The organism is Oceanobacillus limi (genome assembly GCF_900111445.1).
In the GTDB taxonomy this organism is placed as follows: domain Bacteria; phylum Bacillota; class Bacilli; order Bacillales; family Amphibacillaceae; genus Ornithinibacillus; species Ornithinibacillus limi.
Map to the genome: position 1 here is coordinate 19,810 of NZ_FOHE01000012.1, position 24,789 is coordinate 44,598.

23 protein-coding genes are annotated in these 24,789 nt (G+C 39.3%); 4 read left to right on the top strand and 19 right to left on the bottom strand.

The window, feature by feature from the left end; translation table 11 throughout:
- Positions 1 to 51: 51 nt before the first annotated feature.
- The 9 genes from BMX40_RS13035 to BMX40_RS13075 form a co-directional block, all read right to left on the bottom strand.
- Positions 52 to 1,968, bottom strand: a complete 1,917-nt coding sequence (locus tag BMX40_RS13035; RefSeq protein ID WP_090870626.1) for a beta-glucoside-specific PTS transporter subunit IIABC — start codon at positions 1,966 to 1,968, stop codon at positions 52 to 54.
- 251 nt (positions 1,969 to 2,219) lie between these two features.
- Complete coding sequence (gene licT, locus BMX40_RS13040; RefSeq protein ID WP_090870628.1) at positions 2,220 to 3,071, bottom strand: BglG family transcription antiterminator LicT; 852 nt, start codon at positions 3,069 to 3,071, stop codon at positions 2,220 to 2,222.
- 257 nt (positions 3,072 to 3,328) lie between these two features.
- A complete protein-coding gene (locus BMX40_RS13045) occupies positions 3,329 to 3,649 on the bottom strand; it encodes a YfzA family protein (RefSeq protein WP_090870630.1) in 321 nt (106 codons plus the stop codon).
- 216 nt (positions 3,650 to 3,865) lie between these two features.
- Positions 3,866 to 4,576, bottom strand: a complete 711-nt coding sequence (locus BMX40_RS13050) for an SDR family oxidoreductase (protein ID WP_244513541.1) — start codon at positions 4,574 to 4,576, stop codon at positions 3,866 to 3,868.
- Positions 4,577 to 5,002: 426 nt separating this feature from the next.
- Positions 5,003 to 6,520, bottom strand: coding sequence for an osmoprotectant update ABC transporter permease/substrate-binding subunit OpuFB (gene opuFB / locus BMX40_RS13055; RefSeq protein ID WP_090870632.1), 1,518 nt, complete (start codon positions 6,518 to 6,520; stop codon positions 5,003 to 5,005).
- The gene (locus tag BMX40_RS13060) at positions 6,513 to 7,478 is read right to left on the bottom strand and encodes an ABC transporter ATP-binding protein (RefSeq protein ID WP_090870771.1); all 966 of its coding nucleotides are present in this window, start codon (positions 7,476 to 7,478) and stop codon (positions 6,513 to 6,515) included. Before BMX40_RS13060 ends, opuFB begins: the two co-directional genes overlap by 8 nt.
- Positions 7,479 to 7,655: 177 nt before the next feature.
- Positions 7,656 to 8,990: a CoA-disulfide reductase gene (locus BMX40_RS13065; RefSeq protein WP_090870634.1), complete on the bottom strand. Its 1,335-nt coding sequence runs from the start codon at positions 8,988 to 8,990 to the stop codon at positions 7,656 to 7,658.
- Between the two features lie 810 nt (positions 8,991 to 9,800).
- Positions 9,801 to 11,624, bottom strand: a complete 1,824-nt coding sequence (locus BMX40_RS13070) for a YhgE/Pip domain-containing protein (protein WP_342028682.1) — start codon at positions 11,622 to 11,624, stop codon at positions 9,801 to 9,803.
- A 2-nt stretch (positions 11,625 to 11,626) separates the two neighbouring features.
- The gene (locus BMX40_RS13075) at positions 11,627 to 13,570 is read right to left on the bottom strand and encodes an efflux RND transporter permease subunit (RefSeq protein ID WP_244513547.1); all 1,944 of its coding nucleotides are present in this window, start codon (positions 13,568 to 13,570) and stop codon (positions 11,627 to 11,629) included.
- A 233-nt stretch (positions 13,571 to 13,803) separates the two neighbouring features.
- Here BMX40_RS13075 and BMX40_RS13080 point away from each other — a divergent pair, with 233 nt between their 5' ends.
- The gene (locus BMX40_RS13080) at positions 13,804 to 14,409 is read left to right on the top strand and encodes a TetR/AcrR family transcriptional regulator (protein WP_244513548.1); all 606 of its coding nucleotides are present in this window, start codon (positions 13,804 to 13,806) and stop codon (positions 14,407 to 14,409) included.
- A gap of 78 nt (positions 14,410 to 14,487) precedes the next feature.
- Entirely contained in the window at positions 14,488 to 14,922 is a 435-nt protein-coding gene (locus BMX40_RS13085) for a DUF2383 domain-containing protein (RefSeq protein WP_090870643.1), read from the top strand.
- A 122-nt stretch (positions 14,923 to 15,044) separates the two neighbouring features.
- On the opposite strand, the gene BMX40_RS13090 is transcribed toward BMX40_RS13085, so the two are convergent.
- A complete protein-coding gene (locus BMX40_RS13090) occupies positions 15,045 to 15,311 on the bottom strand; it encodes a DUF6199 family natural product biosynthesis protein (protein ID WP_090870645.1) in 267 nt (88 codons plus the stop codon).
- Between the two features lie 315 nt (positions 15,312 to 15,626).
- On the opposite strand from BMX40_RS13090, the gene BMX40_RS13095 reads away from it, so the two are divergent.
- Complete coding sequence (locus BMX40_RS13095) at positions 15,627 to 17,054, top strand: hypothetical protein (RefSeq protein WP_090870648.1); 1,428 nt, start codon at positions 15,627 to 15,629, stop codon at positions 17,052 to 17,054.
- 201 nt (positions 17,055 to 17,255) lie between these two features.
- Here BMX40_RS13095 and BMX40_RS13100 read toward each other — a convergent pair whose 3' ends face one another.
- The 6 genes from BMX40_RS13100 to BMX40_RS13125 form a co-directional block, all read right to left on the bottom strand.
- Complete coding sequence (locus tag BMX40_RS13100) at positions 17,256 to 17,513, bottom strand: hypothetical protein (protein ID WP_090870650.1); 258 nt, start codon at positions 17,511 to 17,513, stop codon at positions 17,256 to 17,258.
- A 160-nt stretch (positions 17,514 to 17,673) separates the two neighbouring features.
- Positions 17,674 to 19,191 carry a PH domain-containing protein gene (locus BMX40_RS13105; RefSeq protein WP_090870652.1) on the bottom strand — a complete coding sequence of 506 codons (1,518 nt, stop codon included), beginning with the start codon at positions 19,189 to 19,191 and terminating at the stop codon, positions 17,674 to 17,676.
- On the bottom strand, positions 19,191 to 19,679 hold the full coding sequence (locus tag BMX40_RS13110; RefSeq protein WP_244513549.1) for a PH domain-containing protein: 489 nt from the start codon (positions 19,677 to 19,679) through the stop codon (positions 19,191 to 19,193). The genes BMX40_RS13105 and BMX40_RS13110 overlap by 1 nt, the downstream gene beginning before the upstream one ends.
- A 57-nt stretch (positions 19,680 to 19,736) precedes the next feature.
- Positions 19,737 to 20,021: a hypothetical protein gene (locus tag BMX40_RS13115; RefSeq protein WP_090870654.1), complete on the bottom strand. Its 285-nt coding sequence runs from the start codon at positions 20,019 to 20,021 to the stop codon at positions 19,737 to 19,739.
- 409 nt (positions 20,022 to 20,430) lie between these two features.
- Entirely contained in the window at positions 20,431 to 20,673 is a 243-nt protein-coding gene (locus tag BMX40_RS13120) for a hypothetical protein (protein ID WP_090870656.1), read from the bottom strand.
- A 51-nt stretch (positions 20,674 to 20,724) separates the two neighbouring features.
- Positions 20,725 to 21,144, bottom strand: coding sequence for a hypothetical protein (locus BMX40_RS13125; protein WP_090870658.1), 420 nt, complete (start codon positions 21,142 to 21,144; stop codon positions 20,725 to 20,727).
- 147 nt (positions 21,145 to 21,291) lie between these two features.
- Here BMX40_RS13125 and BMX40_RS13130 point away from each other — a divergent pair, with 147 nt between their 5' ends.
- Complete coding sequence (locus BMX40_RS13130; RefSeq protein ID WP_090870661.1) at positions 21,292 to 22,986, top strand: DUF2207 domain-containing protein; 1,695 nt, start codon at positions 21,292 to 21,294, stop codon at positions 22,984 to 22,986.
- 132 nt (positions 22,987 to 23,118) lie between these two features.
- Here the strand turns inward: BMX40_RS13130 and BMX40_RS13135 are convergent, their stop codons facing one another.
- From BMX40_RS13135 to BMX40_RS13145, 3 genes are all read right to left on the bottom strand, one after another.
- Positions 23,119 to 23,502: a hypothetical protein gene (locus BMX40_RS13135; RefSeq protein WP_090870663.1), complete on the bottom strand. Its 384-nt coding sequence runs from the start codon at positions 23,500 to 23,502 to the stop codon at positions 23,119 to 23,121.
- 183 nt (positions 23,503 to 23,685) lie between these two features.
- On the bottom strand, positions 23,686 to 24,405 hold the full coding sequence (locus tag BMX40_RS13140; protein ID WP_170840789.1) for an SRPBCC domain-containing protein: 720 nt from the start codon (positions 24,403 to 24,405) through the stop codon (positions 23,686 to 23,688).
- Positions 24,398 to 24,730: an ArsR/SmtB family transcription factor gene (locus tag BMX40_RS13145; RefSeq protein ID WP_170840790.1), complete on the bottom strand. Its 333-nt coding sequence runs from the start codon at positions 24,728 to 24,730 to the stop codon at positions 24,398 to 24,400. Before BMX40_RS13145 ends, BMX40_RS13140 begins: the two co-directional genes overlap by 8 nt.
- Positions 24,731 to 24,789 lie beyond the last annotated feature (59 nt).

Genomic DNA, 24,789 nt, shown 5'->3' on the forward strand with positions numbered 1-24,789 from the left:
GGGAAAAGCGCTCCGTACTGGATCGAAACGCATTTTCCTTTAACGTTTTTATTACTTTGCTCTTAATTCGATTAATAAATCTTCAGGTTTCACTTCTTGTGCGCTTGTTGCTGTTAATTCATATTGATCATGATTTGTAACAACTACTGGAGTAGTTAATTCAAAGCCAGCTTCTTTAATTGCATTTCCATCAAATTCAATTAATAATTGGCCTCGTTCCACACGATCACCTTGTTGTGCGTGTGGTGTAAAGTGTTTGCCTTCTAATTGGACCGTATCCATTCCAACGTGGATTAAAATCTCTGCACCTTCATCCGAAGTAATTCCAATTGCATGGTTACTTGGGAATAATGCAGACACGGTACCAGAAACAGGTGCTAATAACTTTCCTTCCGTCGGCTCCACTGCTACCCCTTTGCCTAATGCACCAGATGCAAAAGCAGTATCTTCAATCTCAGCTAAATTTTTCATCTGTCCATAAAAAGGACTAACAACGACTTCGCTTTTTACTTTAGTCGTACTTACTGCTGGCTCGTTTGCTTCTTCTGTTGTTGTTGCCGTCCCTTCAGCTTTACGAATTCCGCCGAATAAGTAGGTTAATACGAAAGCTAAAACCATACCAATGATAGCTGCGATAATCGCACCAATTAGTGACATATCAATACCTTCTGGAGATATGAAGCTAGGAATTTGGAAGACACCAAGTCCCCCCATTACATATCCTTTTGTACCAAAGAATCCTAACATCGCTCCACCAAGTGCGGATGAAATAAGCGTGAAGAAAAATGGTCTCTTAAGTGGTAAAGCAATACCATACATTCCAGGCTCCGTCACACCAAAGATGGCAGAAATAATTGCTGGAATACTAAGGGTTTTTGTATTTTTGTTTTTCGTGCGTAACCAAACGGCAAAGATTGCACCTGCTAATGCAAATGAATGAACAAATATTAATGCTAAAATTGGGTCCCAACCTTGACTTGCGAAGTTGTTGATCCCGATTGGAACAAGTCCCCAATGCAGACCAAACATAACAAACACCAACCAAAAACCACCAAGGAATGCACCGGCAATGATTGGACTTAAATCATAAACCCAAACAGTTCCCTGTCCAAGTAATTGACTTGCCCAAGTTGCGATCGGACCGATAATAATAAATGTTAATGGAACAATAATTAATAATGTAAACATTGGAACGATAAACGTTTTGACAACGTCTGGAACAATTTTTGCAAAGAATTTTTCCAACTTTGCAGCAAAAAATGCGGATATAATAATTGGTATTACAGACATAGAGTATGTCATTAAAATAACTGGAATCCCGAAGAATTCAATATATACTGGCGATTCAAATACGGTTCCTGCAAATAATGTGTATAACGGTTCTCCAGCTCCAATGAGTCCTTCAAGATCTGGATAAACCAAAGCACTTGCGATGACCATACCTAAGAATGGAGTTCCACCAAAAATCTTCATTGCGGTATAGCCTAAGAATATTGGTAAGAAGTAGAACAATCCATCTCCAATGGCATTTAGAACTTGATACGTTCCACCTTGATCGTCAAGCCATCCGAGAGCAACAAACAAGGCATTAAATCCTTTGATCATACCAGAAGCCACTAATACGGATAATATTGGCGTAAAGATTCCGGAAATAATTTCGATAAAGCGATTAAATAGACTTCCTTTTTCGCCAGTATCTTCGTCCTCTGACTTAGCAGCTTCAAATCCACCTTCAGCTACCACGGCTTTATATACATCTGGCACATGGTTCCCAATAACAACTTGATATTGGCCACCACTCTTCATAACGGTTACAACACCGTCCATATTTTTTAATACATCTGTATTCGCTTTGCTTTCATCTTTTAATTTAAAACGAAGACGCGTAATACAGTGAACCACACTCTTAACGTTTTCTTTTCCACCGACATTTGCAATAATGTCTTTTGCTAATTGACTATACTTCATCGTTCACAACCTTCTCTCCCTAGTTTTTTTCGTTTTTATTCATGGCATTTGCCAAATAAAAAACCTGACCAGACTTGAATCTACACACAGAAATAGTGTGTTACATGATTCAAATCAGATCAGGTTATGCCCAAATTAGGTAACATTCCTAAAAATGATTTCGAAAATATTTGATTGTTGTTAATTAATTAACAACTTAAACTTACCATGACTTTTGACCTATGTCAAACCGTTTTTTAAAACCGTTTTCATCAATTAGGATGTTGCTGTCGATACGTTACACGATGGATATGAACCGTTAAGTAGACTGCTTCATCCTTGGATAAATACCAATTGAAATGGTTCTTCAAATAGATATCAATTTTTCGCGTACAAGCATACGCATTTTCGTATTTCCTCTGAATTTGTTCATGAAGAAAATCATCCACCGTATCTTCCATTTTCTCTTTTCGAATGAAACGAAACGCAAAGAACCGAAGATGGGTTAAAAATCGATCATAGTTAATCGAGTTTTCATCGAGTTCCACTTGATAATGGTACTTCACAATATTCAAGATATCCCGAACAATGTCGGTCACTTGTATCGCGATCTCCATATTTTCTCCAGATAACTCACTGTTCACCAAATGTAAGGCAATCGATCCTGCTTCATCTTCATCAAAACGTACGCCTAATTTTTCTTCTATGAAATCCAACGCTTTTAACCCAATCTCATACTCTCTTTTATAGTATTTCTTAATTTCATACAACAGGGTATTCTTCAATTGGATCCCTTGCTCATGCCTACTAATAGCAAAGCTAATATGATCGGTCAAAGCGACATACAGGTATTCATCCAGATTATAGGACAACTTTGATTGGGCATATTTCAAAATCTCAGAGGCTAAGTCTAAATATTTCTCAGAGGTGTTTTTTAATAATTGATCTAGTTTTTCGGATGTATTTGTATTTTGCAGTACAAACGTTTTCTCAATTTTAGACGTATCAACGGACTGACCAACCTTCTTTTGAAAAGCTAACCCTTTCCCCATAACAACCAATTCCTGGTTATTTTCATTTTCCGTAATGACAACGTTATTGTTTAAGACCTTCTTAATTTCCATGAAAACACTACCTCTAAATCATATTTTTTACCTACTATTTATTATACATAAAACCTCTGATCAACTAATCATGCCACTCCATTTACTTTTAGAAAAAAGAAAAACCTAAATTTGATCATAGATATCCCATGTAAAGATATCATTCCACAAATTTAGGTTTTGCCTGCCGAACAGTAACAATCCTTTTTAAATTGTAAACGGTTTAATTTTATTTAACCATACGTGTAGAAAAGTGTCAAGCGTTGTTGAATTTCAGATCACGAATGCGTCGATTTACTCTCCCTCGGCCAAATCATATAGGAAAAAGAAACAATTCCGTGTAAAATTACAACAATTCCCCATACCGCAGTAAGAAAATTAATCGATTCATTGTTATGAAGTGGAACCCATTCAGCAATGGGAATAGTAGCTAAAACCCACTCTCCAACTGGATTCAAGTTAAATATCAACCAATCAGAAGCACCTTCAAATATCAATAATAGGATTTGTACGATGGCAAAAATGAAGAGATGAATATACCAAGTACGACGTTTTTTTCTAGGAATAGTCGTGTCATGCGTTTTTGTTACCTCGGTCATTTAAATCCTTCCTCTCATTTATATAGATAACTAGATAACCATTTTTTCAAATTTGCAAAATAACTTCCTTAATTTTATAGTAACGAAAGTCGGAACTAATTTCCATAATATTCATGCATTTCGTATTGGGAAAATGCCCTCTTGGATGCGATTCAATTTTACCAGTAAAAAAGACAATTCACCCATAGGCAAATTGTCTTTTCACATGTATTTGGCTTAAACCGATTTTACCGCTTCTTCAACCGGAGTTGTTCCAGTTACGATTTGAAATTCTTTCCCAATCGTCGCGTCATTTTTCAAAGTTTCTAGGAGAACCTTTGCTACATCCTCCCGAGGTATTTCACCGCGGTCAACCTCAGTGGCTGCCTCTACTGTTCCAATACCTTTATCATTTGTAAGGCCACCTGGATGTACGATCGTATAGTCCAAATCAGTTGCCTTTAACCATTCATCGGCATAATGCTTGGCAGCAACATAAGGTGCAAACGACTCTGGAGCATCTTGGATTGCTTGACGTGTCGTGTCAAATGAACTTACCATGACATACCGCTTCACACCAGCCGCTTTTGCTGCTTCAATTGTCTTCACAGCACCATCTAAATCGACCATGATGGTTTTGTCTTTCCCGGTATGTGGACCGGATCCAGCAGTAAATACAATGGCATCTACTCCCTCAGCAGCTTTGGTGATTGTGTCGATATCATCATTTTCGAGATCGGTAAGTACTGTTTCAGCACCTAGATTTTCAAAGAAGGAGGCTTGCTCTTGTTTCCGAATCATTGCCTTCGCTTCGATTCCATCACTATCCTGAATGAACGAAACGAGATGTTTCCCAATTTGACCATTGGCACCAACAACTAATGTTTTCAAACTACTCATCCTTTCTACAATTGCTTTTTCCTTATATCTATCGTAAATCCATTTCATATGCAATGTCTAACTTGTTGCTTATTTGGTGAGGGAATAGGAAGACTTATTTGCTTTATTTTTTCATTGTCGCTCATAGTAAGTGGATTTGCCTCGTTCTAAGTTTGTGCTTTAATTTCTTGGTGAAGGAAGGTTTGACTTGGATTTGCTCTTATTCATGTCTTCATCTTCCTTATGAAGTACTTTCTCGCGGGGGCACTCGGATTTTTGTACTTCATTCCCTCTATGAAGTACTTTCTCAGAGGATTCACGTGGATTTTTGGCCTTCATCCCCTCTATGAAGTACTTTCCCACAGGATTGACGCGGATTTTTGGCCTTCATTCCCTTTATGAAGTACTTTCTCACGGAATTCACGTGGATGTTTGGCCTTCATTCCCTCTATGAAGTACTTTCTCAGAGGATTCACGCGACTTTCAGGCCGTCATCTAGTCAACGAACCCTGCCTCTTCCAAATAATCCTGAGCTACTTCTCTAGCACTTTCCCCCTCAACTGCAACCAAATAGTTCATTTCTCGCATTTGATCATCGGTTATTTTTCCAGCTAACTGATTTAATATTTCCTCTATTTCTGGATAGGTATCCAATGTTTGTTGTCGAAGTAATGCGGCCCCTTGATACGGAGGAAATAGTTGTTGATCGTCCTCCAATACAGTCAGATTATATCTTCTCAATTCACTATCTGTAGAGTAGGCATCGATTACATTAATATCTCCCTGTTCCATCGCGTTATACCGAAGCTTCGGTTCCATCGTTGCTAGATTCGGAAAATCAAGCTGATATACTTCTTGAATGCCTAGGTAGCCGTCTTCACGATCGGTAAATTCTAGCGTGAAGCCCGCTTTCACCTCGTCTTCTATCCCATGTAAATCGGAAATCGTTTCGAGATCATGTTTTTCCGCAAACGAAGGATCAACTGCTAGTGCATAGGTATTATTGAATTGCATTGGTTCTAGCAGTGCTAAATTAAATTCTTCTAAAAGCCCATCACGTGCTTGCTGATAAACTTCTTCTCGATCATTACTTACGGCAGTTTCCTTCAAAAATTGGGAAACGGCCGTTCCTGTAAACTCAGGGTAAATATCTATACTGCCGGATTGTAATGCATTAAACAAAAACGATGTTTTACCTAAACTAGGCTCCAATTCAACCTTCAAATCGGTCTCGTCCTCAATGAGAATTTTGTACATATTAATGAGTATTTCAGGCTCTGCCCCTAACTTTCCTCCGATCACAAGCGTCTCTTGTTCGTCGCTAATCAGATTAGGGACGATCGAAATGCCTAATGCCAATACAACAATGATTCCAGTTGTGGCTAGGGATTTTCTAAAAGAGAGTTTTTCCATTCTCCGTAGTAGCAAATCAAATAATAATGCTAATAATGCAGCTGGTATTGCACCAAGTATAATAAGTGCTGAATTATTTCGGTCGATACCGAGTAAGATAATATCCCCTAAACCGCCTGCACCAATCAATGCTGCAAGGGTTGCTGTACCAACAATAAGCACCATAGCCGTTCGAATCCCTGCCATTATCACTGGCATGGCTATTGGTAATTCTACCTTCCATAATTGTTTCGTCGTATTCATTCCCATTGCCATGGCTGCTTCTATTAAGGAAGAATCCACTTCTTTAATTCCCGTATAGGTATTCCTTAGTATTGGAAGCAAAGCATAAGCGACTAACGCAATAATGGCAGGAAATTTACCAATACCAAATAACGGAATAAAAAGTCCTAGCAACGCTAGAGAAGGAATCGTCTGCAACACAGCGGTAATCCCTATAATACTCTCTGCTAATCGGACGGTTCTAGTTAAATAAATCCCTAAAGGAATAGCAATGATAACCGCAAAAAATAATGCAATAAACGAAATTTGGATATGTTCTATCAATGCTTGGATCAGTTCTGTTTGCCGACTTTGAAAAACTTCTAGAAGGTTAGACATGACGATCCTCTCCTTCTACGAGTTGTGAAGAAAAATAGTCTATAAGCATTTTTCTATCTATGACACCGATGGATTTACCATTTTTATCAACCGCTAATTGATCGTGCTGAGATAATTGCTTTACAACCTCTTCAAGAGTTGCAGAAATTGAAATGGTCGGGATTTGTTCCAGCTTACTATCTTCCGTATCAATGGACTCCATCAGTGCTTCTAGATTAAATTGCGAACCAAATGTTGATGTATCACCAACAAAATCTTTTACGAAATCCGTATTGGGATTGCTTATGATCTCATTCGGTGTTCCCAGCTGAACGATTTTCCCTTCATTCATGAGACATATCCGATCCGCTAATTTTATTGCTTCCTTCATATCATGGGTCACAAACACAATTGTTTTCTTAATTGTTTTTTGCAGGTGAATTATATCTTCCTGCAATTTATCCCGACTTATCGGATCAAGTGCACTAAATGGCTCGTCCATCAAAATGATATCTGGATCAGCAGCTAACGCACGTACAACCCCAACCCTTTGTTGTTCGCCACCAGAAAGCTCACTTGGTTTACGAGTTCGAAACACATCTGGGTCTAACCCCACCATATCCAATAACTCCGTTACTCGTTCATGAATTTTCCCTTTATTCCATTGCTTCAATTCCGGCACAATTGCTATATTTTCTTCAATCGTCATGTGTGGAAATAAAGCAATTTGTTGCAGGACATAACCAATATTCCAGCGCAATTCATGTATGTTATATTCACTTATTTTCTTTCCATCAATATAAATAGTCCCGTCGCTTATCGGAATTAAACGGTTCATCATTTTCAGTGTAGTTGTCTTTCCACTACCACTCGGACCAATGAGAACAAAAAATTCCCCTTTATTCACTGTGAAATCAATCCCATCCACAGCAACCGTTCCATCCCGATATTTCTTCGACACATTCTCAAACGAAATCACAACAAACTCCCCTCCTTCCCCATAGCTTAACACAAACCTAAACCCGCCAACTGCTAAGGCGTCCCCCCACTAAGGTGCCTGGCACCTATATGAAGTGCCTCAGGCCTTGATGTTTCGGCGTTTGGTGGTGGTGCCACGGTGGTGCCTGGCACCGAAATGGGCACTAAAATGTTGCTTTTACCTTTTGGTTTTTCTGGCTAGTTGTTGGATTGGGTCCCAGACGCCGTTATATGGTGGTGCGTAGGCTAGATCCAAATCTAATAGCTGGTGAATCGTCATCTGATTATAAAGCGCAGTTGCTAAGACATCAATTCGCTTGTCTACTCCTTCTTTTCCAATTACTTGGCCTCCAAGTAATTGCTTGGTTTCTTTATGATAGATGAGTTTTACATGTAACGACTCACCACCAGGGTAGTAGCCAGCATGGGAAAGGGCTTTTGTTTTCATGACTCCAAACGGCAGATTATAGCGTTCGGCTTCTTTTTCGTTTAACCCGGTTCTTCCTAGGGTTAAATCAAAGAACTTCATAATTGATGTCCCAACAATGCCTTTAAATGCCAACGCATTCCCTGCCATGTTCGCACCCGCTATTCTTCCTTGTTTATTTGCAGTTGTCCCTAGTGGAATATAGTCATCCAATTGCTTAATAATATGAAACTGCGTTGCGCAATTTCCAGCTGCGTAAACATAGTCAATGGACGTTTGCATATAAGAGTTTACATGAATGGCACCTTGCTTATTCCTATAGATACCAGTATCTTTTAACAAGTCGGTTTCAGGTCGGACACCGATAGCTAAAAGAACGAAATCTGTCTGGTAAGAATTTTTATCAGTTACAACTGTTTCAACCCGCTCCTCTCCGGTAAATCCCTCGACAGCCTCCCCCAATATAAGCTCAACACCTTGTTTCTTCGCTTCTTCATGAATTAATTCAGCCATATCAAGGTCAAATATAGTTGCAACTTGTTCACCGCGTTGAATCATCGATACATCCTTTCCTAGGTTCCGAAAGTTCTCAGCCATTTCCAGGCCGACATATCCCCCACCAACAATCGTGACATGTCTTATTTTATCTGTGAGATCATCCTTAATTCCTAATGTATCGTCCAAAGTTTTTAACGTATGAATCCCTTGTAAATCAATTCCCTTCCAATCTGGCACAATTGGAACGGACCCTAAGGCAATCAGCAATCGATCATAAGGAGCTTGAAATGGTTCCTTCGTTTCTGTATGTACTCCATGTACCACCTGCTGATCTGTATCAACCTTTGTTACCTCAGTATGTACCTTTGCATCAATATGATATTTATCTCGAAACGTTTCCACAATTCTTGCAATAACTTTATCTACAGATGGTATGACTCCTCCGATTACGTATGGTAGCCCGCATTGTCCATAGGAATAAACATCCCCACGTTCAAGCACGGTCACATCTGCCGTCTCATCTGTACGAATAATTTCCATCGCTGCACTCATTCCAGCAGCGACACCACCAATAATGACATATCGCAAAGCCTGTTCCCTCCTTCTTTTATACAATACCCTTTGAGATGAGAATTTAACCATCCCTTGTTGGGGGTGCCTGGCACCTTATGTGGATTTTGGGGTTTGTGCTCATAAATTTGGATTTCGGCGCATATTCGACACCATTTGGCTCATATAATTCTATTCTCGCTCATAAAATCATAGTTTGGCTCATATTCGACACGTATTCGCTCATAACAACCTCCACCAAATCACTTACAACTCCATCTCTCCATCCCTTGTGGCAGGTGCCTGGCACCTTGAGTGGGTTTTGGGGTTATGCTCATAAATTTGGATTGTGGCTCCTATTCGACATCATTTGGCTCATATAATTCTATTCTCGCTCATAAAATCATAGTTCCGCTCATATTCGACACGTATTCGCTCATAACAACCTCCACCCAATCGCTTACAACTCCACCTCTCCATCCCTTGTTGGGGGTGCCTGGCACCTTGAGTGGGTTTCGGGGTTATGCTCATAAATTTGGATTGTGGCTCCTATTCGACACCATTTGGCTCATAAAATCCTATTCTCGCTCATAAAATCATAGTATCGCTTATATTCGACACGTATTCGCTCATAACAACCTCCCCCCATCACATGCAACCCACCTCTCCTCCACTTGGAATGAGTGCCTGGCACCTTATGTGCATAAAATCATAGTTCCGCTCATATTCGACACCGATCCGCTCATAACAACCTCCACCCAATCACGTACAACGCCCACTCCCCCCAACACACCCCAAATAAAAAGGTGCCATCCCCCTCACCCAGGTTTGGCACCTTTTTCACATTTCTCATTTAAATAAAGCCATCAATTTTTCCCAAAATCCTTTTTCTTCTTCCACTTCTTCAGGCGCATCCGTTGTTTCGGGATCCTCATTGGTAATACTTTCCGTCTTTAAAATAAATTGTACGGAGTTTACCTTCTCATTTTCCTCGGAAACAAACGACTTTGCTTCAAAATCTGATTTATCATATTCATTCATCATCTGATCAATTTCATCTGTCATTTGGTCTGGTAAATCACTCGTTGATTCATCCAATTCTGTTGTACCATCGTGTAATTCGCCAACACCATTTTCTAATTCACTGGTTCCATCCGATAAGTCGACAATCCCGCCATGTAGCTCTTTATAAGCGTTCGATAACTCATTTACTCCGCCAGTATAATCGACTAATCCATCATGGAAGGAATCATAGTTCTTAGACAAGCTCGTTAAACCTTCTTGAAGCTGGGCCAAGCCGTCTGTATCCATGTTTTCTAGTGAAGTAGATAATTCTGATGCCATCGTTTCTAGGTTTGCTTTCATTTCGGAGAGTCCATCAATTACTCCTTCTAATGTTTGATCCACTACACCAAATGCTTGCTTCACTTCGTCATACGTTCCTTTTGCAGTACGAGCAGCGGTATACGTTTCAACTAATCTATCAACTACATCAGGTTCTGCGCCACTACTATATAATTCTTGTATCTCTTGTTTGGAAACGTTATGACTAGGAATGGCTTCCATTGCTTCATCCAAGGCATTATATGCAGTGGCATAATTTCCTTTTAGCCTTTCCAAGCCTTGAACCGTTTCATCGAGGCCTTTTACTATTTCTCCAAGACCATTTGCCAATTGATCCAAGTCACTCAAATCCATGTCGTCGGCATCGCCAAGGGATTTGGTGATTGTTTCCAGTGCTTGTGCAATTTCCTCGGAACCATTTACGAGATCACCAGACCCACCGTCAAGATCAGCCAAGCCACGATTAAATTGGCCGGAACCATCCTGTAAATCCGCTACACCGCGATTTAACTCGGAAACTCCATTTTCCAATTCGCCAACACCATCGTTTAACTCAGCAATGGCATCAGATAACGTCCTCATTTCCCCTGTCATCTCATCTACATCTGGCTCTTCAATCGACATAGAGGATGGAATACCAGTGATCTCAACTCCGTCTAGTTCAAAACCGACAGCATCTGCTTCTACGACAAGCGTTTCTTCTTTTTCCGGCATGACGGTAAAGGTCACTTGCTTGTTTTTCCCAGCATTGGCAACCATCCCATCCTCCGCCCTGATATTACTAAAAATACTTGTATCTAGCGGAAGGGAGATCTGTAATAAATAGTTTTCATAAAATATCGGATCAACATTTTCATTCGCAGCAGTTTCAATCCGAATTTGGATAGAACCCTCTTTTCCGGCTATTTCCTCTGGAGAAATTTCCTTTCCGTCTAAATAATAGGCTACAGAAACATCCCACGGCAAAGGCTCTTTATCCATATTTCCTTGGTAGTAGAATTTGCCTTCTTCCGCGGTAAATTGAACCTTATTGTCGCTTTGCTCTATTTCTGACAAGTCGGTTAAGTTTTTCACACTTGAATAATTTCCAAAGTCAATTACGTTTCCTGACTCAGATATGTCAAATGTGTTTACAACATAAATATCTTGGCTTTCCCCATTGGCGTGAAGTGTTGCATAGACGACTTCATCCTTCGAAGAAATTTCCCCATCGCTGTTAGCAGTATCATCCTCTGATTTACTGTCACTTGTTGAAGCCGTTACAAGAAATGACGGCAATATAAGGACGACAGCTGCTAAGACAAATAGTATCTTTTTCATTCTCCTCATCATCATTTCTCCTTATAGAAATTTGCTTTCCATGTTGTTTTATCAATCACCTTATCAAACACCAATAACATCGCTGGTAGGAAAAATACCACCATAATAAAGGCTAACAATGCCCCACGTCCTAGTAGTAGTCCAATCGAAGAAACAACTGGGTTCGTCGATGTGAGCGACAGAATAAACCCAACACTGGATAAAATGGAAGCAGAAACCAAAATCGAGAATAACTTTTCATCGATTGTTCTCTTAATTGCCATTAATGCCGGCATTTCTTTCCGGTATTCCTTGTACGCTTCCGTTAGTAAAATTGCATAGTCAACCGTCGCAGCGAGCTGTACGGTACTTACGATCAAATACCCGACGAACACAAGCGATGAATTCGTGAAGTATGGAACGGCTAAGTTAATCCAAACCGCTGATTGAATCGTAAGTAGCAATACAATTGGAAACGAAATCGATTTAAACGTGACCAGTAATACAATCGCAATCGTTATAACGGTTAGTAAATTTACAACCGTATTATCTCTTTGCACCACATTTTTCATGTCATACAGTGTCACGCTTTCCCCAAGGGAGTAAACATCATCTCCATAATAACTTTTTGCTACCTCCTGGACTTCTTCAATAAGCCCAAAGGCAGTCTCCCCTTCTGTATCGGTATTTGTCTGGAGAATGACCCGGCTGTAATTTTCCGAATAAAACTGCTCTGTTACGGATTCTTCCAAATACTCGGGAGGAATTGCTGCACTGACCGTGTTTACGTATGCTAGCACACTTGTAACATGATTCATATCTTCTAAATCGTTCACGAGTGCTTCCTCTTTTGCAATGTCTCCTTTAGGAACAAGTAAAACCATGGAGGTATTTTTCCCAAATTCCTCCTCAATCTTAACGACATCACTACCTGCACGAGTTGAATCTGGTTGCTCCCCAATTCCATAGATAAAACTCGTTTGACCTTGTGCTAAAAATGCCGGCACAATCAGTAAAAATACAAGAAGTAAACTAGGAATTCGCAGCTTCACAACGCGCTTGCCGATATTTTTAAATTTCGGTATGAATGGCTTGTGCTGCGTTTTATCAATCCATTTATAAAACATTAAGGTTAATGCTGGTAAAAATACCATGACACTAATAAAGCTTAAGACAATCCCTTTGACAAGGTTCACACCTAAATCAGATCCGATCTCAAAATTCATAAACGTAAGTGCCATAAATCCAAAGAAGGTCGTTGATGCACTCGCGACAATGGCAGGGAAGGATCGCTTCATCGCAAGTCGCATCGCTTCATTCGGATCAGCTACTTTTTGTCGATAATCTGCAAAACTATGCAGCAAGAAAATCGCATAATCCAGGGAAACTGCAAGCTGTAAGATCGGTGCAACAGACTGTGTGACAAAAGATATTTCCCCAATAAAAATATTCGTTCCTAAGTTAATCAGCACCGATACCCCGATCGCCGTTAGGAAAAAGACCGGTTCCATCCAGGAGGTTGTTGAAAGAACCAATATGATCACAATAATCGGTATTAACAACGCTGCTGCATACATCGTTTCGGTAAAAGCCATTTTTTGTTGGGTTGCTGTATCTAAAGCCTCCCCAGCCATGGCATTTTCCTCGCCAATCAAGTCATAAATGGCATCGGTTATTTCCACTTCATCCCCATCACGTATGCTGAAGGAAAATAACGCGTTATCATCTTTATAATAGGTTTCTACCGTATCGGCATCCGCCATTTCAATCGGCGTTTTTATGTCGATCGCATCATCGAGCCACGTTACGTCCGATACACCATCAATCGAAGAAAGCTCTTCTTTAAAAACGAGCGCTTCCTGAACGGTTACATCATGAATCATGACTCTTGTATTCGGAACCGAACCATCAAATTCTTGATCCATCACGTCCATTGCATCGGTAGACTGTGCATCCTCTGGCAAGTAATCTACCATATTATAGTTAACAGCTACTCCAAATTGAGCAACCGTGCTAATGACCGTAACAATTAGAAACGTTATTAAAATCGATTTTTTATGTTTAATGATTCGTGTTGCTATATCTATAACCGCTCATCCTCTCTTGCAAAAGCAAAAATTCCACCTTAATATTATATAAACACGGTGTTGCTTTTACAACAAACAGTTTTATAGGATGCGTACAATAGCCAACATTTCGGCAGCATATGTTGGCTAACGCGAAAATTTTCAAGGAGGGGATTCCAATTAGTTCCACGAAATTAGACCGACGGAAAAAATATACTCGTAAGGTTTTAAGGGAAAGCTTGATGGATCTGTTAAAAGAAAAACAAATTTCCTCAATTACAGTTAAGGAGCTCTGTGAATTGGCAGACATCAATCGTTCTACATTTTATGCACATTATGCAGACCATTTTGACCTGCTCACGCAAATTGAAGACGAATTAATCGACGATATGAATCAGTACCTCAGTGCATACAACTTCGAGAAGGAAGAAGAAGCTGTTCAAATGGTAGAAAAGCTACTCGAATACTTTGCAACCAAGCAGGACGAATGCAAAACACTTCTTCAAAAAGATGGGGATTCTTCCTTTCAAAAGAAAGTAACCGATGTTGCCCATCGATTTATCATGAAAAACTGGATGGAAGTGAACCTCCTCGACCGAAATATATCCGAGTATTTGAGTGCGTTTATTGTAACTGGAAGTATTCAAATGATGAAAATGTGGTTATATAACGGAATGGATAAATCACCGAAAGAAATGGCTGAACTAATTAATAATTTTATTAACAAAGGACTTTTCGGTTTGAAATAAGTTGGCTTTTTCCCCATGACCCTTGATGAATCTTTTTGGCGGAATTCATCATAATAAAACCAAAAGGATGTGGTGAAATTGCCAAAGGAGAATATCGTAGTTGAAGAGTTAAACACGTTATTAAGAGGCACTTATATGGGTATACGATCACTGGAACATTATATTCAAAAGGTAGAAGATGATGCGTTAAAAAGCGAATCCCAATCGATGCAACAGGAAACAAAGCTAAATGCTCAAAAACTAGCGGAGCGTATTCAAAACTTAGGCGGCGTCCCTGCTGACAGTGAAGGGGCATCTGGAAGAATGCACAGTTTTATGCACCAAATGATGCTCTCAGACGACTCAGATAAAATGGTACAAGACGCTATTAAAGGCCTCGACAAGTATGGAGTAGAATATTCCGAGGAAATCGTAAAAGGCGATTTGGATCCAATCAGCAAACAACTCGTCGAGGAAGTAATTGACACAAACCGTCGTCATGCAGAGCGTTTAAAACATTTGCTTGATGGATAAACGTCGCACCCATAGAAAGGTTTTCGAAAGAAGCACAGGGAATTTTAGCCACCTTGTGCTATGAAAGCCCCGTTTGTTAAATAGCCTCCCCGCCTTTCGTTCCTTCATGGTTACATTGGCATTTAGTCTACCTTCAATTCATCAGGGATAGGTGGCAAAGGTGGGTCAGGCGTAAACGTATCAATTGCAACATCGATAATTAATATCGTCCATAGAATCATAGCAATGACACTTCCAATTTTTATTAACTTAATCTGAATATCCGACAACTCAGGAATTTCTTTAAATCTCCATCGGTCAAATAGAAAAAAACTTTCTTCTGGTTCATAGAGACTCCAAATGCAAAAACCATAAACAGGTATCGAAAACACGATGAGAATAAATAACATTGCTCATCCCCCCATTAGCAGGATATATTACTTATACGATTCTGCTTACCACAAGTTTCAATCCCTTACAGCACTTTTAGAAGAAACTTATGGGAAAAACCTTATTCTTCATTCTAACATAAAATTCTGACTTCACTTCGGTCATGAGCAACTTTTTTATGTACCATTGTTTACGTCTAAACGGAACGGTTATGTTATAGGTCTCCCCCCTATTTTCCTCCACAATCAACCTCCCCTTATCACAACAGCCCAAATATCGACATAGGATATGTCCATGGGATTTCTATATTCCTAAGTAAAGGAGATAGATAAATCATGGATCTTACATTATCACATTGGTTATATTTAATTGGCACATTACTGGTTATCTTAACGATGTTATTTCGACAAAATGTTGTTGTGCCAGCGTTAGTCATGAGTTTTTTTGTTGCTTGGTCCTTTACCGGATCTTTCCTAGATGGAATCCAAGCGATATTCAATGCCAACTTAACCGCAGCCACGGAGCTGTTTAACATCTTTTTAATCATTGCGGTCATGACAGCACTCTTACGGATGATTCAATCCATCGGTGCTGATGAACAAATGGTTCAACCGTTTCAGAAAGTCATGAAAAACGGAACATTATCCTTTTGGGTACTTGTGGTTGTTACGTATATATTGTCCTTGTTCTTTTGGCCAGCACCAGCCGTTCCACTGATTGGTGCGTTATTAATCCCCGTAGCCATTCAAGCCGGACTGTCACCAATTGGGGCAGCGATTGCGATTTCTCTAGCTGGTCATGGGATGGCATTGTCATCCGATTTCATTCTCAAAGTGGCCCCAGAATTAACCGCTTCAAGCAGTGGTGCACTAGAGGCGAGTGCGATTGGCGAGCAAACCCTCATTTTGTCACTCGTTGCCGGGGCTGTCTCTCTAACAATGGCTTATTTCATGGTTCGTAAATCAATCAAAAAACCTGCAAAGCAAAACCTCACAGAATGGGAGAAAAGTGGTGACGATGACTTAAACCTAAATGCAGATGACACGGAAGTTAAAAAAGGAAAATACAGCCCAGTATTCGCTGTTCTCGTACCTGGTATCTTTCTCGTCATTGTCACGTATGTCGTTGTTGCAACATTCTCTGATGTCGTTCCAGCAATTGAAGACGGAGCAGGTTCTGCCCTCGTTGGAGGAACCGCAATTCTATTAATCATTGTCATGTCACTCTTCCGGGATTACAAGAAAACATTGCAAGAGGTTAGTGATCATATCGTGAAAGGATTTGTGTTTGCTTTTAAAGTTATGGGGCTTGTAATTCCAGTTGCTGCGTTTTTCTTTATCGGAAGTGGTGAGCTAGCAGGGCAAATTTTCGGAACAGATTCAGATACGACTCCTTCCTTCCTGTTTGATTTAGTGCAGGAAAGTCAAGCGTTCATTCCCAATAACGCGTTTTTCACCGCTTTAGGTGTGTTGATTTTAGGTATGGTGTCTGGACTTGATGGCTCTGGTTTCTCTGCCTTGCCATTAATCGGTTCGCTTTCCGAGGCATTAGCCGCTTCAACAGGTATGGATCCAACTACACTTGCTTCCATTGGTCAAATTGGAGCGATTTGGGTTGGTGGTGGAACACTCGTTGCCTGGTCACCAATCATCGCTATCGCTGGTTTTGCCAAAATTTCAGTTATTGACCTTGTCCGAAAAAGCTTCATCCCAGTAGTTACTGGCCTACTCGTTACCATGATATTTGCATTACTGTTCCTCTAAAGAAAAAGACAAAAACCCTTGGAATGCATAGATTCTAAGGGTTTTTCATGAAAATATATATTACCATGTAACGGACAAAAAGAGATATTTTTTCCATTTTGAGGATCCTAAACGAGTCAGATGTGTACCTCTTTTAAAATACAGAACGAGAGGATTTTCTTGTAAACTGCCCCTCATTCCGCTACTCTTCTTTCCAAAAAACTAATGTAATGCACTTACCTCTTTCACCGCTTTGATTTCCTCATGGCTGCAATTTTCACAGTAAAAATAATGTAAGCACTGGTGGTTTTCTAATGATTTAGGATCTCCATCAAAAAGCTTAATCATATCAATATCCATATAAGCACTATAGTCATCAAAAAAATCGGCCAGCTTTCCTTGATCAGCGATCGTTGATTCACAGCTTGGACATTCCATGGAAACCGATTCGAACCCATTACATAAAGGACAGAAATACATCAGCCCAACTCCTTTATTATCGTACATATATTTAAAATCTCTCAAGGGGAGTTAAATTATGTAATAAAGAAAAGGAAATAAAGCAAAAGCTCCTAAGCGTTACGAACGCCTAGGAGTTTTTACCGTTAAAACTCCATTCTCATCGAATCTGTTTCATTATTTACCCTTCAACTTGCACGTCCTCATGCCGCTTCAAATACCAATTCTCCATTCCCAATGCATATGGCAATGGGAGGTCTTGAATCGTTTCGATATGGGCTGGTACCGAACGATTCATCGTCGTGATGGAAGCAACATGAAACATCCGTTGCAGCCGGTTTTGCGAATAAGACATTTCAATCATATTCCTTCGTTTCGTAATAAACATTCGACTCGTTAAACCACCATGCCACCATTGTATTTGATCAGTCGTGACGATATACCTGGTATGTATGTAATCAAGGATTCGGTTTAACACAACTAGGATCAATAGGACAATACTCAATATCCACCATGCTTGTTCAATATTGAATGGCTCCGGCTTAAAGTAAAATAAACCGATTGTCGCTATCATCCAAACCCAACTTGGCCGTAACAGCTTAACCCATAGTGACTTTCGGGGCAACCTTTCTAATTCGGTATGTACTTTATACGTCGGTAATAATTCCTCAATTAACTGATATGCCTCGTGAATCGGTAAAAAAGGATAAAGAGAATTGACATTAACAGAACCATCCGAGTTATTTGGACTAGCTGAACTTATTAGCTTCACTTCTGCTAACCCAAAAAGTCGCTTGATAAAGGTTTGGTTAATTTCTAAGCCTTGAACCTTTCTCTTTTCTATGGCAAAGTAACTTTCATCCAATACCCCTCGATCGATATAGATATACCTAGTATCGGAGGAGATCTCATACTTGCCAAAACGGATAAACGTACGCACAAAACCAAATACAACGGCAATAATAATCGCCACAACGATTAGTCCAAATAAAAGCCATGTGCTATGAAGTAACACGTTAAAAATGCCCTCAACCTCATCCTGATCCGGTAGTAATGGTTCCACATAATCAATCACCCCAAATACAATTGGAATGATTGCCAGAAAACTTAAGGATGTAAAGCTCGCCTTCACCAAGTCTTTTCGCTGAGGTGTAAAGTGAATGGTACGACTTTTCTCTTGCGCCGGTCCTTGCTCTTCCCCTACAATCTCCTGTTCACCAATTGACGGATCAACTTCAGGCTCGCTTTCTTCTATAGGAGTGTTTTCCTTACCCGGCTGCACCAACTCAATTAGGTAATCCGCATGTTTCTTCGTTAATACCTCAAAGTGAATGGAATCGTCCTCCCCATCCATCGCCGTTTCAAATGTTAACGAAGTAAGACCAACCAGCTTATGGAATACCGTCGTCTTTCTCGTCACATTTTGAATCCGTGAAAATGGAATGGTACTTGTGTGTTTTGTAAAAACACCCTTATAAACGTGAAACGTACGATCCTTCCATTCATATTTTTCAACAAACCATGCTGCTACTATATAGATAAGTCGCCACAACACAAGAATTACAAATGCATACCTACCATACTCCATAAGCCAGAATTCGGAATCCTTGTTGAAAACGAATAATATCAAACCAATAAACAAACTATTTTTCACTAACTGATAGATGCGAAAAGGAATCGTTAATGGATGGTATCGCATTATTCATCCACTTCCTTCAACTTTGCAAACTCCGCCAACGTCTCCCTTAACTGAAGGGCAACATCCTCTTCTAAGGCAGGAATAACATGAGAAGACCCCATCGTTTCCACTTTAATCGAACGAATTTGATACCGTTTCATAATAGGCCCTTGTGTAGTCGAGACGGATTGAATCTTTGTCATTGGAACCGTCATCCACTCCTTTTTAAAAATTCCATAGCTTAGTTGAAGGTATTCATCATTATACTGATAACTCCAGCTTCGGTACAGATAACCTGGTTCAACCATCGACCAAACAGTACTTAAAACACTAAGAATTAATGCTCCAATCAAAACCCAAAAAGCCCATGCAGGCCATGCAAAATAATAATCCAGCCAAAAAAGCACCCCTATAACCAAAAATCCGATGCCATTACCAATCATATCTGTCATCATTCGCACTTTTGGAAAAGAAGGTGATAAGTTATGTTCTAATTTTCGAATACTCACTAATATTTCCCCCAAACTTCATTCTCTCTTTTTCTGCCTCATGAAAGTGCTCTTTCTTTAACCAACCTTTTTTCGAAGAACCCGTTCCAATTTTACATGACATTTTTCTAAATAGCCAAAGTTATCCAATTTCTTGGTTTTAAACTTGCCAATCCTCTGTCGAACATCTTGATCACTGACAATCAACTTTCGATACGGTTCATGTTTTAAATAATCTTGAAACCATGTGCTTTGCTTCAGTTTGTTGATATTCCGTTCAATATCTTCCTCCTGCACATCTTTTAACAAACACAAGTCTACGACAGCACCTAATAATTCCAATAGAATTCCTATTCCTCCCAATAGCCTACCTCCAAAAATAAAGTTGTTAGTAGATTTACGAGTTAGATATGGAAGAAGTTTCATCGTTTGGGAAAAATAGATATAGATGCACAAAGAAAAAGAGGGTGACTCGGTTACAGCCTCCCCCTTCTTCATGTCACGATTTAGTTTCTTCCACCACGAGCATTTGATTTCCCTTTGGATCTACGTTGTTCATCAGGTCGCTTTGCTTTATTGCTTTTTTCTTTTGGAGCATGTGAATCTTTGACCATACTATTCCCTCCAATGTAGAAATTTCAATTCTTACTCAGTGTTATTATGATCGATTTGTCTTAAGGTATTCCGCATCAAATCGAATGTAACACATGGAGGTACAAGCAATATGTAATGATAATAAACCTTTAGATTAAAACCTAATTAACCTCCGTACTTATATACTAGGTAAATTATTTATAACCAATGCGACACATAACAGGAGCACACCAAATAGATAAAAATACCCTATTCCCTTATTTTCCTTATTTTCCCCTTTGACATACTCTATACCAAACGATACCAACATAATCGGACCAAGATAGAAGACAAAAGAAAAAGTTTTATCATATAGAAGCTTATATGCAAATAGTAATATTGCTAGTAATGCCAACGTCTTATTAAATAAGCGCAACAACATTTAAAACCACCTCTTACTTTTTTTCGCAAGGATACTTGCTAATGCTATACTCTAATTTAAGATTAACTTATGATAACTACATCTGTCTATCCAAGCATATAACAAACCAATCCCCATAAAAATAAGAATAGAGGTTACTTCTGTTAGATGGTAAATTTGCACATGCTCCCCATGAAAGTTCACTCCAAAAACGAATTTCCCAAAATAATACCCAACAATTGAATAAACAATCATTTTAATCACCAATTTATTAAAAAACCTTTCCATTATTATGGTTAGAGGTAACATGATGACTCCGAATAAGAAACTACCACCAATGCAACCATAAAAGATCAAGAAAATACCAAAATCAATGTGTTCACTTGTCGTAATTTTACTTCCTTCTATTAATTCTACCAGCCATGTTCCAAAACCAAATAATATAGAAAAACTGCCAAATAATATCCAATATCGAATCGTTTTTAACTGCAAGGCAACCACTCCAATATTTTAAACAAGCCAAGCATCATACAAGAAGTCAATAACTCCATTTTAACATCATATACCAGTTTTCTCGCAATACGATCATGAAACCTTTTAACCTGTTAATCCGTATATCATCTGAAGGGAGTCAACAAAATGAAACGATGGACGATATTACTTGCAATTATTTTTTCAATCGTATGTATACCTACTCAAGTACTGGCCGTTGATTTTACAATTGAAAACACACAAATTGATGCGTACGTACAGGAAAATGGGGATGTTGAGGTAACGGAACAGCATACCTACCAATTTGACGGGGGTTTTAACGGCATTACTCGTACGCTTATCCCGAAAGAAAACAGCCTCATTCAGAACGTAGAGGCATTTGAAGACAACCAATCGTTGGACGTGGAACAATCGGAAAATCTGTATAAAATCTATCGAGGTGGATCCGATGAAAAAATCACGATTGATCTGACGTATACGATAAAGGATGGCATGGAAGTATATGCTGATCTGGGACAGTTTTACTGGCCATTTTTTGATAGCAATAACGAATCTACGTATGAAAATATGGATATTTATATTCACCCTCCGCAACCAACTGATGAGGTTTTGGCAATTGGTTACGACGAAGCAGAAGGTACCATGGAATCAACAACGAATGGCACGGTTCATTTTGCTTTAGGTGAGGTAGAAGACGGCGAAAATGGGGACATCCGAGTCGCTTATGATACTTCGCTTTTCCCGCTTGCCACACAAATAGAAGACCAAACCATTCGTGAGGACATCCAAGCAGATATAGCCGCATATGAAGAAAAGATGGCCGTATATGAGGATAGAAAAGATTTATTAAGCCGTATCGCACCATACGTTGTTGGTGGCTTCGCAGTTTATGTATTCCTACTAATAGGCAATGCATGGAGAAAAAGACGAGCAATTATATGGGAAGTAGAGCGCAATGCCATCCAACAATACCTTTTACCAAAGGAAGAGATGAGTTTGCCAGCAACAATTCTTCACATGAAAAGTATGGTCCCTAATGGAGATTTAGTTTCAGCAGCATTATTCGATTTAGTTCGAAAAGGCTTCGTTGAACGCAAAAATGAAAATGAATTTGTAGTCGTAAAGCAATCAACCGATCATCTGCATGAAGATATGTTGATCCAGTGGCTCTTTTACAAAATAGGTAACGATGGAACATTCTCAGTGGATGCGCTTGATAGCTACACAAAGGATTCGGAAAACAAACAAACCTACTATAATGACTATACGCAATGGATCGAAGCGTTAAAAGAAGAAATAAAAACACATCAATTAGTAGAAAAAAAAGTCGGATTACGCTGGACTGTAGCTATTAGTGGCCTATTACTTGTTCCTTTTATCATTCTCTTAGGAGTACATGAGCTCTATATGTGGATGTCCTTTTCCATAATCCTAAGTATCTTCTTACTATTTTTCGCCATGGTATATCAGCCCCGAACATTAAAAGGTGCTCGAATCAAATACCATTGGGATCAATTCAGTTCCAATTATAGTAGGATTGACGAAAAAGAGTGGAGTAATTGGATGAATGATGAACAGATGCAAGCATTCATCTATGCAATTGGTACTAACAATAAGTCCATGTTGAAGAAGAATGAAATGCTAGCCAAAAAAATGCCAAATGCAAACATGGGAGCTCAGTATTCATCCAGTGACACGATAATGCTTATATTAATCGCAAGCACGGTAACAAACAGCTTTCAACAGGCCGATCAAACCGTATCTGCAGCAACCGGTGGGGGTTCTGTTCCCGGTGGTGGAGCTGGCGTTGGAGGCGGCGGTGGTGGTTCAGGTGCCTTTTAAAGGTAACTGACCTTAACCATGTCCTACAATTTCATATAAAACACAGTAACCGCCTGGAGTAGATCTTTTACATCCAAGCGGTTTTTCTTTCGTTAGCTAACACCAAATAAAGAGGACATTGGAATTCCATGCTCATTCTAGAGGTAATTCTGTACTTACTTCATAAAGCTTATCGGATTCCCAGTATCGTCCTACTGCCCCACTTCCAAAGTTCTGTATCTCGTTACAATAACCAATTTCATACAAAACCTCATTATCATCTTTGAATAATAATTGATAGTCTGGCATTGCCCAATCGATGTTTGCTGTTGAATGTGTTTTTGCATTGTCTAATTCGCTTGTAAGTTCTTCAATAAACACTTGATCCTCAATGGTATCCATCAACTTTTCACTATTCCATTCATAAACTTCAATATGAGTTATATCCTCGTTTAGGTTAAGGTTATTAATATTTTGGCATCCAATAAGGATGATAGATAATAAAAGGCAGACAGAAAGTACTTTTATTTTTTGCATCGTTTAGGTACCCCTTCCTTTCTTTACTTAGACGGACGTTACCTAATCTTAAAATGTTTCATCACAGCCCTGGATTTTCACTCCTAACGATGCGTTGATGCATCAAAAAATGGTGCCAAAATTGATGAGAATTAGCACCATTTTTCTACTGTTGCTGCTCCTTATTAAACGAGTGAAAAACTATTAAAATTCAACTTTTGTTCGATATTCAACTGGGTAGGGCCGTGTTTCGCACGTGACTTCTTTGACTATGTCATTTCGTTGAACGGTAAAGACTAACGAATCGTTTACCTCTGAGGTTGTTATCATACGTTCTAGATCTTCATAGGATGTAATTTGTTCGCCACTTACTGCTGTTATCCTATCGCCAACTTCCAAACCTGCTTTTTCGGCTGGTGTTCCTTCTTTTACACGAACGACTACAGATCCTAATTGTGTGGTATTATCTAATTTTGAAGATGTATGTTGTATGCCGATCCAGGATTTCCAAAAAGCTGGTCTTAAATCTTTATCTTGCTCGAGGACACTCTTTAAGTTTGTCATAAATTGATACGTCCCAAAGGCCATATTTTCTCTAATCTCGGGTTCATTTTCCAAGCTTGGAATCTCATATTCTATTGTTACACGAACTCCACCATTTTCCGGAGTCAGTGTTGTAATCGTCCTTGCATTCTCACCAGTACGAAGCACGAACGTTTCATATTCAACAATCTCTTCAAAGGTACCAGATGTCCAAACACCCCAGCCATGATTATAATTCCCCGTACCACCTTCACTAAAATCGATTTCACAATCCCACGTGTACCAGCGCAATAATTCTCGTTCTTCCGTTAAAGCTCTCCATACTTTTTTTACTGAGGCATTGATAAAAATACTTCGCTTAACGGTTTTCGATTTAATCATCGTCTTCCTCCTTATTTTCAACATAATGTTTTAAGTCCATTAATGTCTGATCTAACATTGCACCGATTTCATCAACCATTTGGTGATAAGCACCTTCAAATGTCTCCCGGTCTAGTTGATAATAACGATATCGTCCAGATTTTCTTTCATGTATAAACCCTTCTTCTTTAAGAATACGAAGCTGTTTATTAATAGCAGGTTGCGAAATATTAAATTCTTTCACAATATCTGATTGTGTCTGTTCTCCGCTTGATAATAGCTGAAGGATTTTTCTTCTTGTTGAATCCGCTAATGCACGGTAAATATTATACGTCGTCCTAGTCACCTCCCAAAATATTATATAACCATTTGGTTATATAATAGAGAAACCAATTAATAATGTCA

Excerpts from the sequence above, each read along its gene's own strand:
- BMX40_RS13035 (WP_090870626.1), bottom strand. The coding sequence starts at position 1,968 with ATGAAGTATAGTCAATTAGCAAAAGACATTATTGCAAATGTCGGTGGA.
- licT (WP_090870628.1), bottom strand. The coding sequence starts at position 3,071 with ATGGAAATTAAGAAGGTCTTAAACAATAACGTTGTCATTACGGAAAAT.
- BMX40_RS13045 (WP_090870630.1), bottom strand. The coding sequence starts at position 3,649 with ATGACCGAGGTAACAAAAACGCATGACACGACTATTCCTAGAAAAAAA.
- BMX40_RS13050 (WP_244513541.1), bottom strand. The coding sequence starts at position 4,576 with ATGAAATGGATTTACGATAGATATAAGGAAAAAGCAATTGTAGAAAGG.
- opuFB (WP_090870632.1), bottom strand. The coding sequence starts at position 6,520 with ATGTCTAACCTTCTAGAAGTTTTTCAAAGTCGGCAAACAGAACTGATC.
- BMX40_RS13070 (WP_342028682.1), bottom strand. The coding sequence starts at position 11,624 with ATGAGGAGAATGAAAAAGATACTATTTGTCTTAGCAGCTGTCGTCCTT.
- BMX40_RS13075 (WP_244513547.1), bottom strand. The coding sequence starts at position 13,570 with ATGGTAGATTACTTGCCAGAGGATGCACAGTCTACCGATGCAATGGAC.
- BMX40_RS13090 (WP_090870645.1), bottom strand. The coding sequence starts at position 15,311 with ATGTTATTTATTCTCATCGTGTTTTCGATACCTGTTTATGGTTTTTGC.
- BMX40_RS13095 (WP_090870648.1), top strand. The coding sequence starts at position 15,627 with ATGGATCTTACATTATCACATTGGTTATATTTAATTGGCACATTACTG.
- BMX40_RS13100 (WP_090870650.1), bottom strand. The coding sequence starts at position 17,513 with ATGTATTTCTGTCCTTTATGTAATGGGTTCGAATCGGTTTCCATGGAA.
- BMX40_RS13105 (WP_090870652.1), bottom strand. The coding sequence starts at position 19,191 with ATGCGATACCATCCATTAACGATTCCTTTTCGCATCTATCAGTTAGTG.
- BMX40_RS13120 (WP_090870656.1), bottom strand. The coding sequence starts at position 20,673 with ATGTTGTTGCGCTTATTTAATAAGACGTTGGCATTACTAGCAATATTA.
- BMX40_RS13130 (WP_090870661.1), top strand. The coding sequence starts at position 21,292 with ATGAAACGATGGACGATATTACTTGCAATTATTTTTTCAATCGTATGT.
- BMX40_RS13135 (WP_090870663.1), bottom strand. The coding sequence starts at position 23,502 with ATGCAAAAAATAAAAGTACTTTCTGTCTGCCTTTTATTATCTATCATC.
- BMX40_RS13140 (WP_170840789.1), bottom strand. The coding sequence starts at position 24,405 with ATGATTAAATCGAAAACCGTTAAGCGAAGTATTTTTATCAATGCCTCA.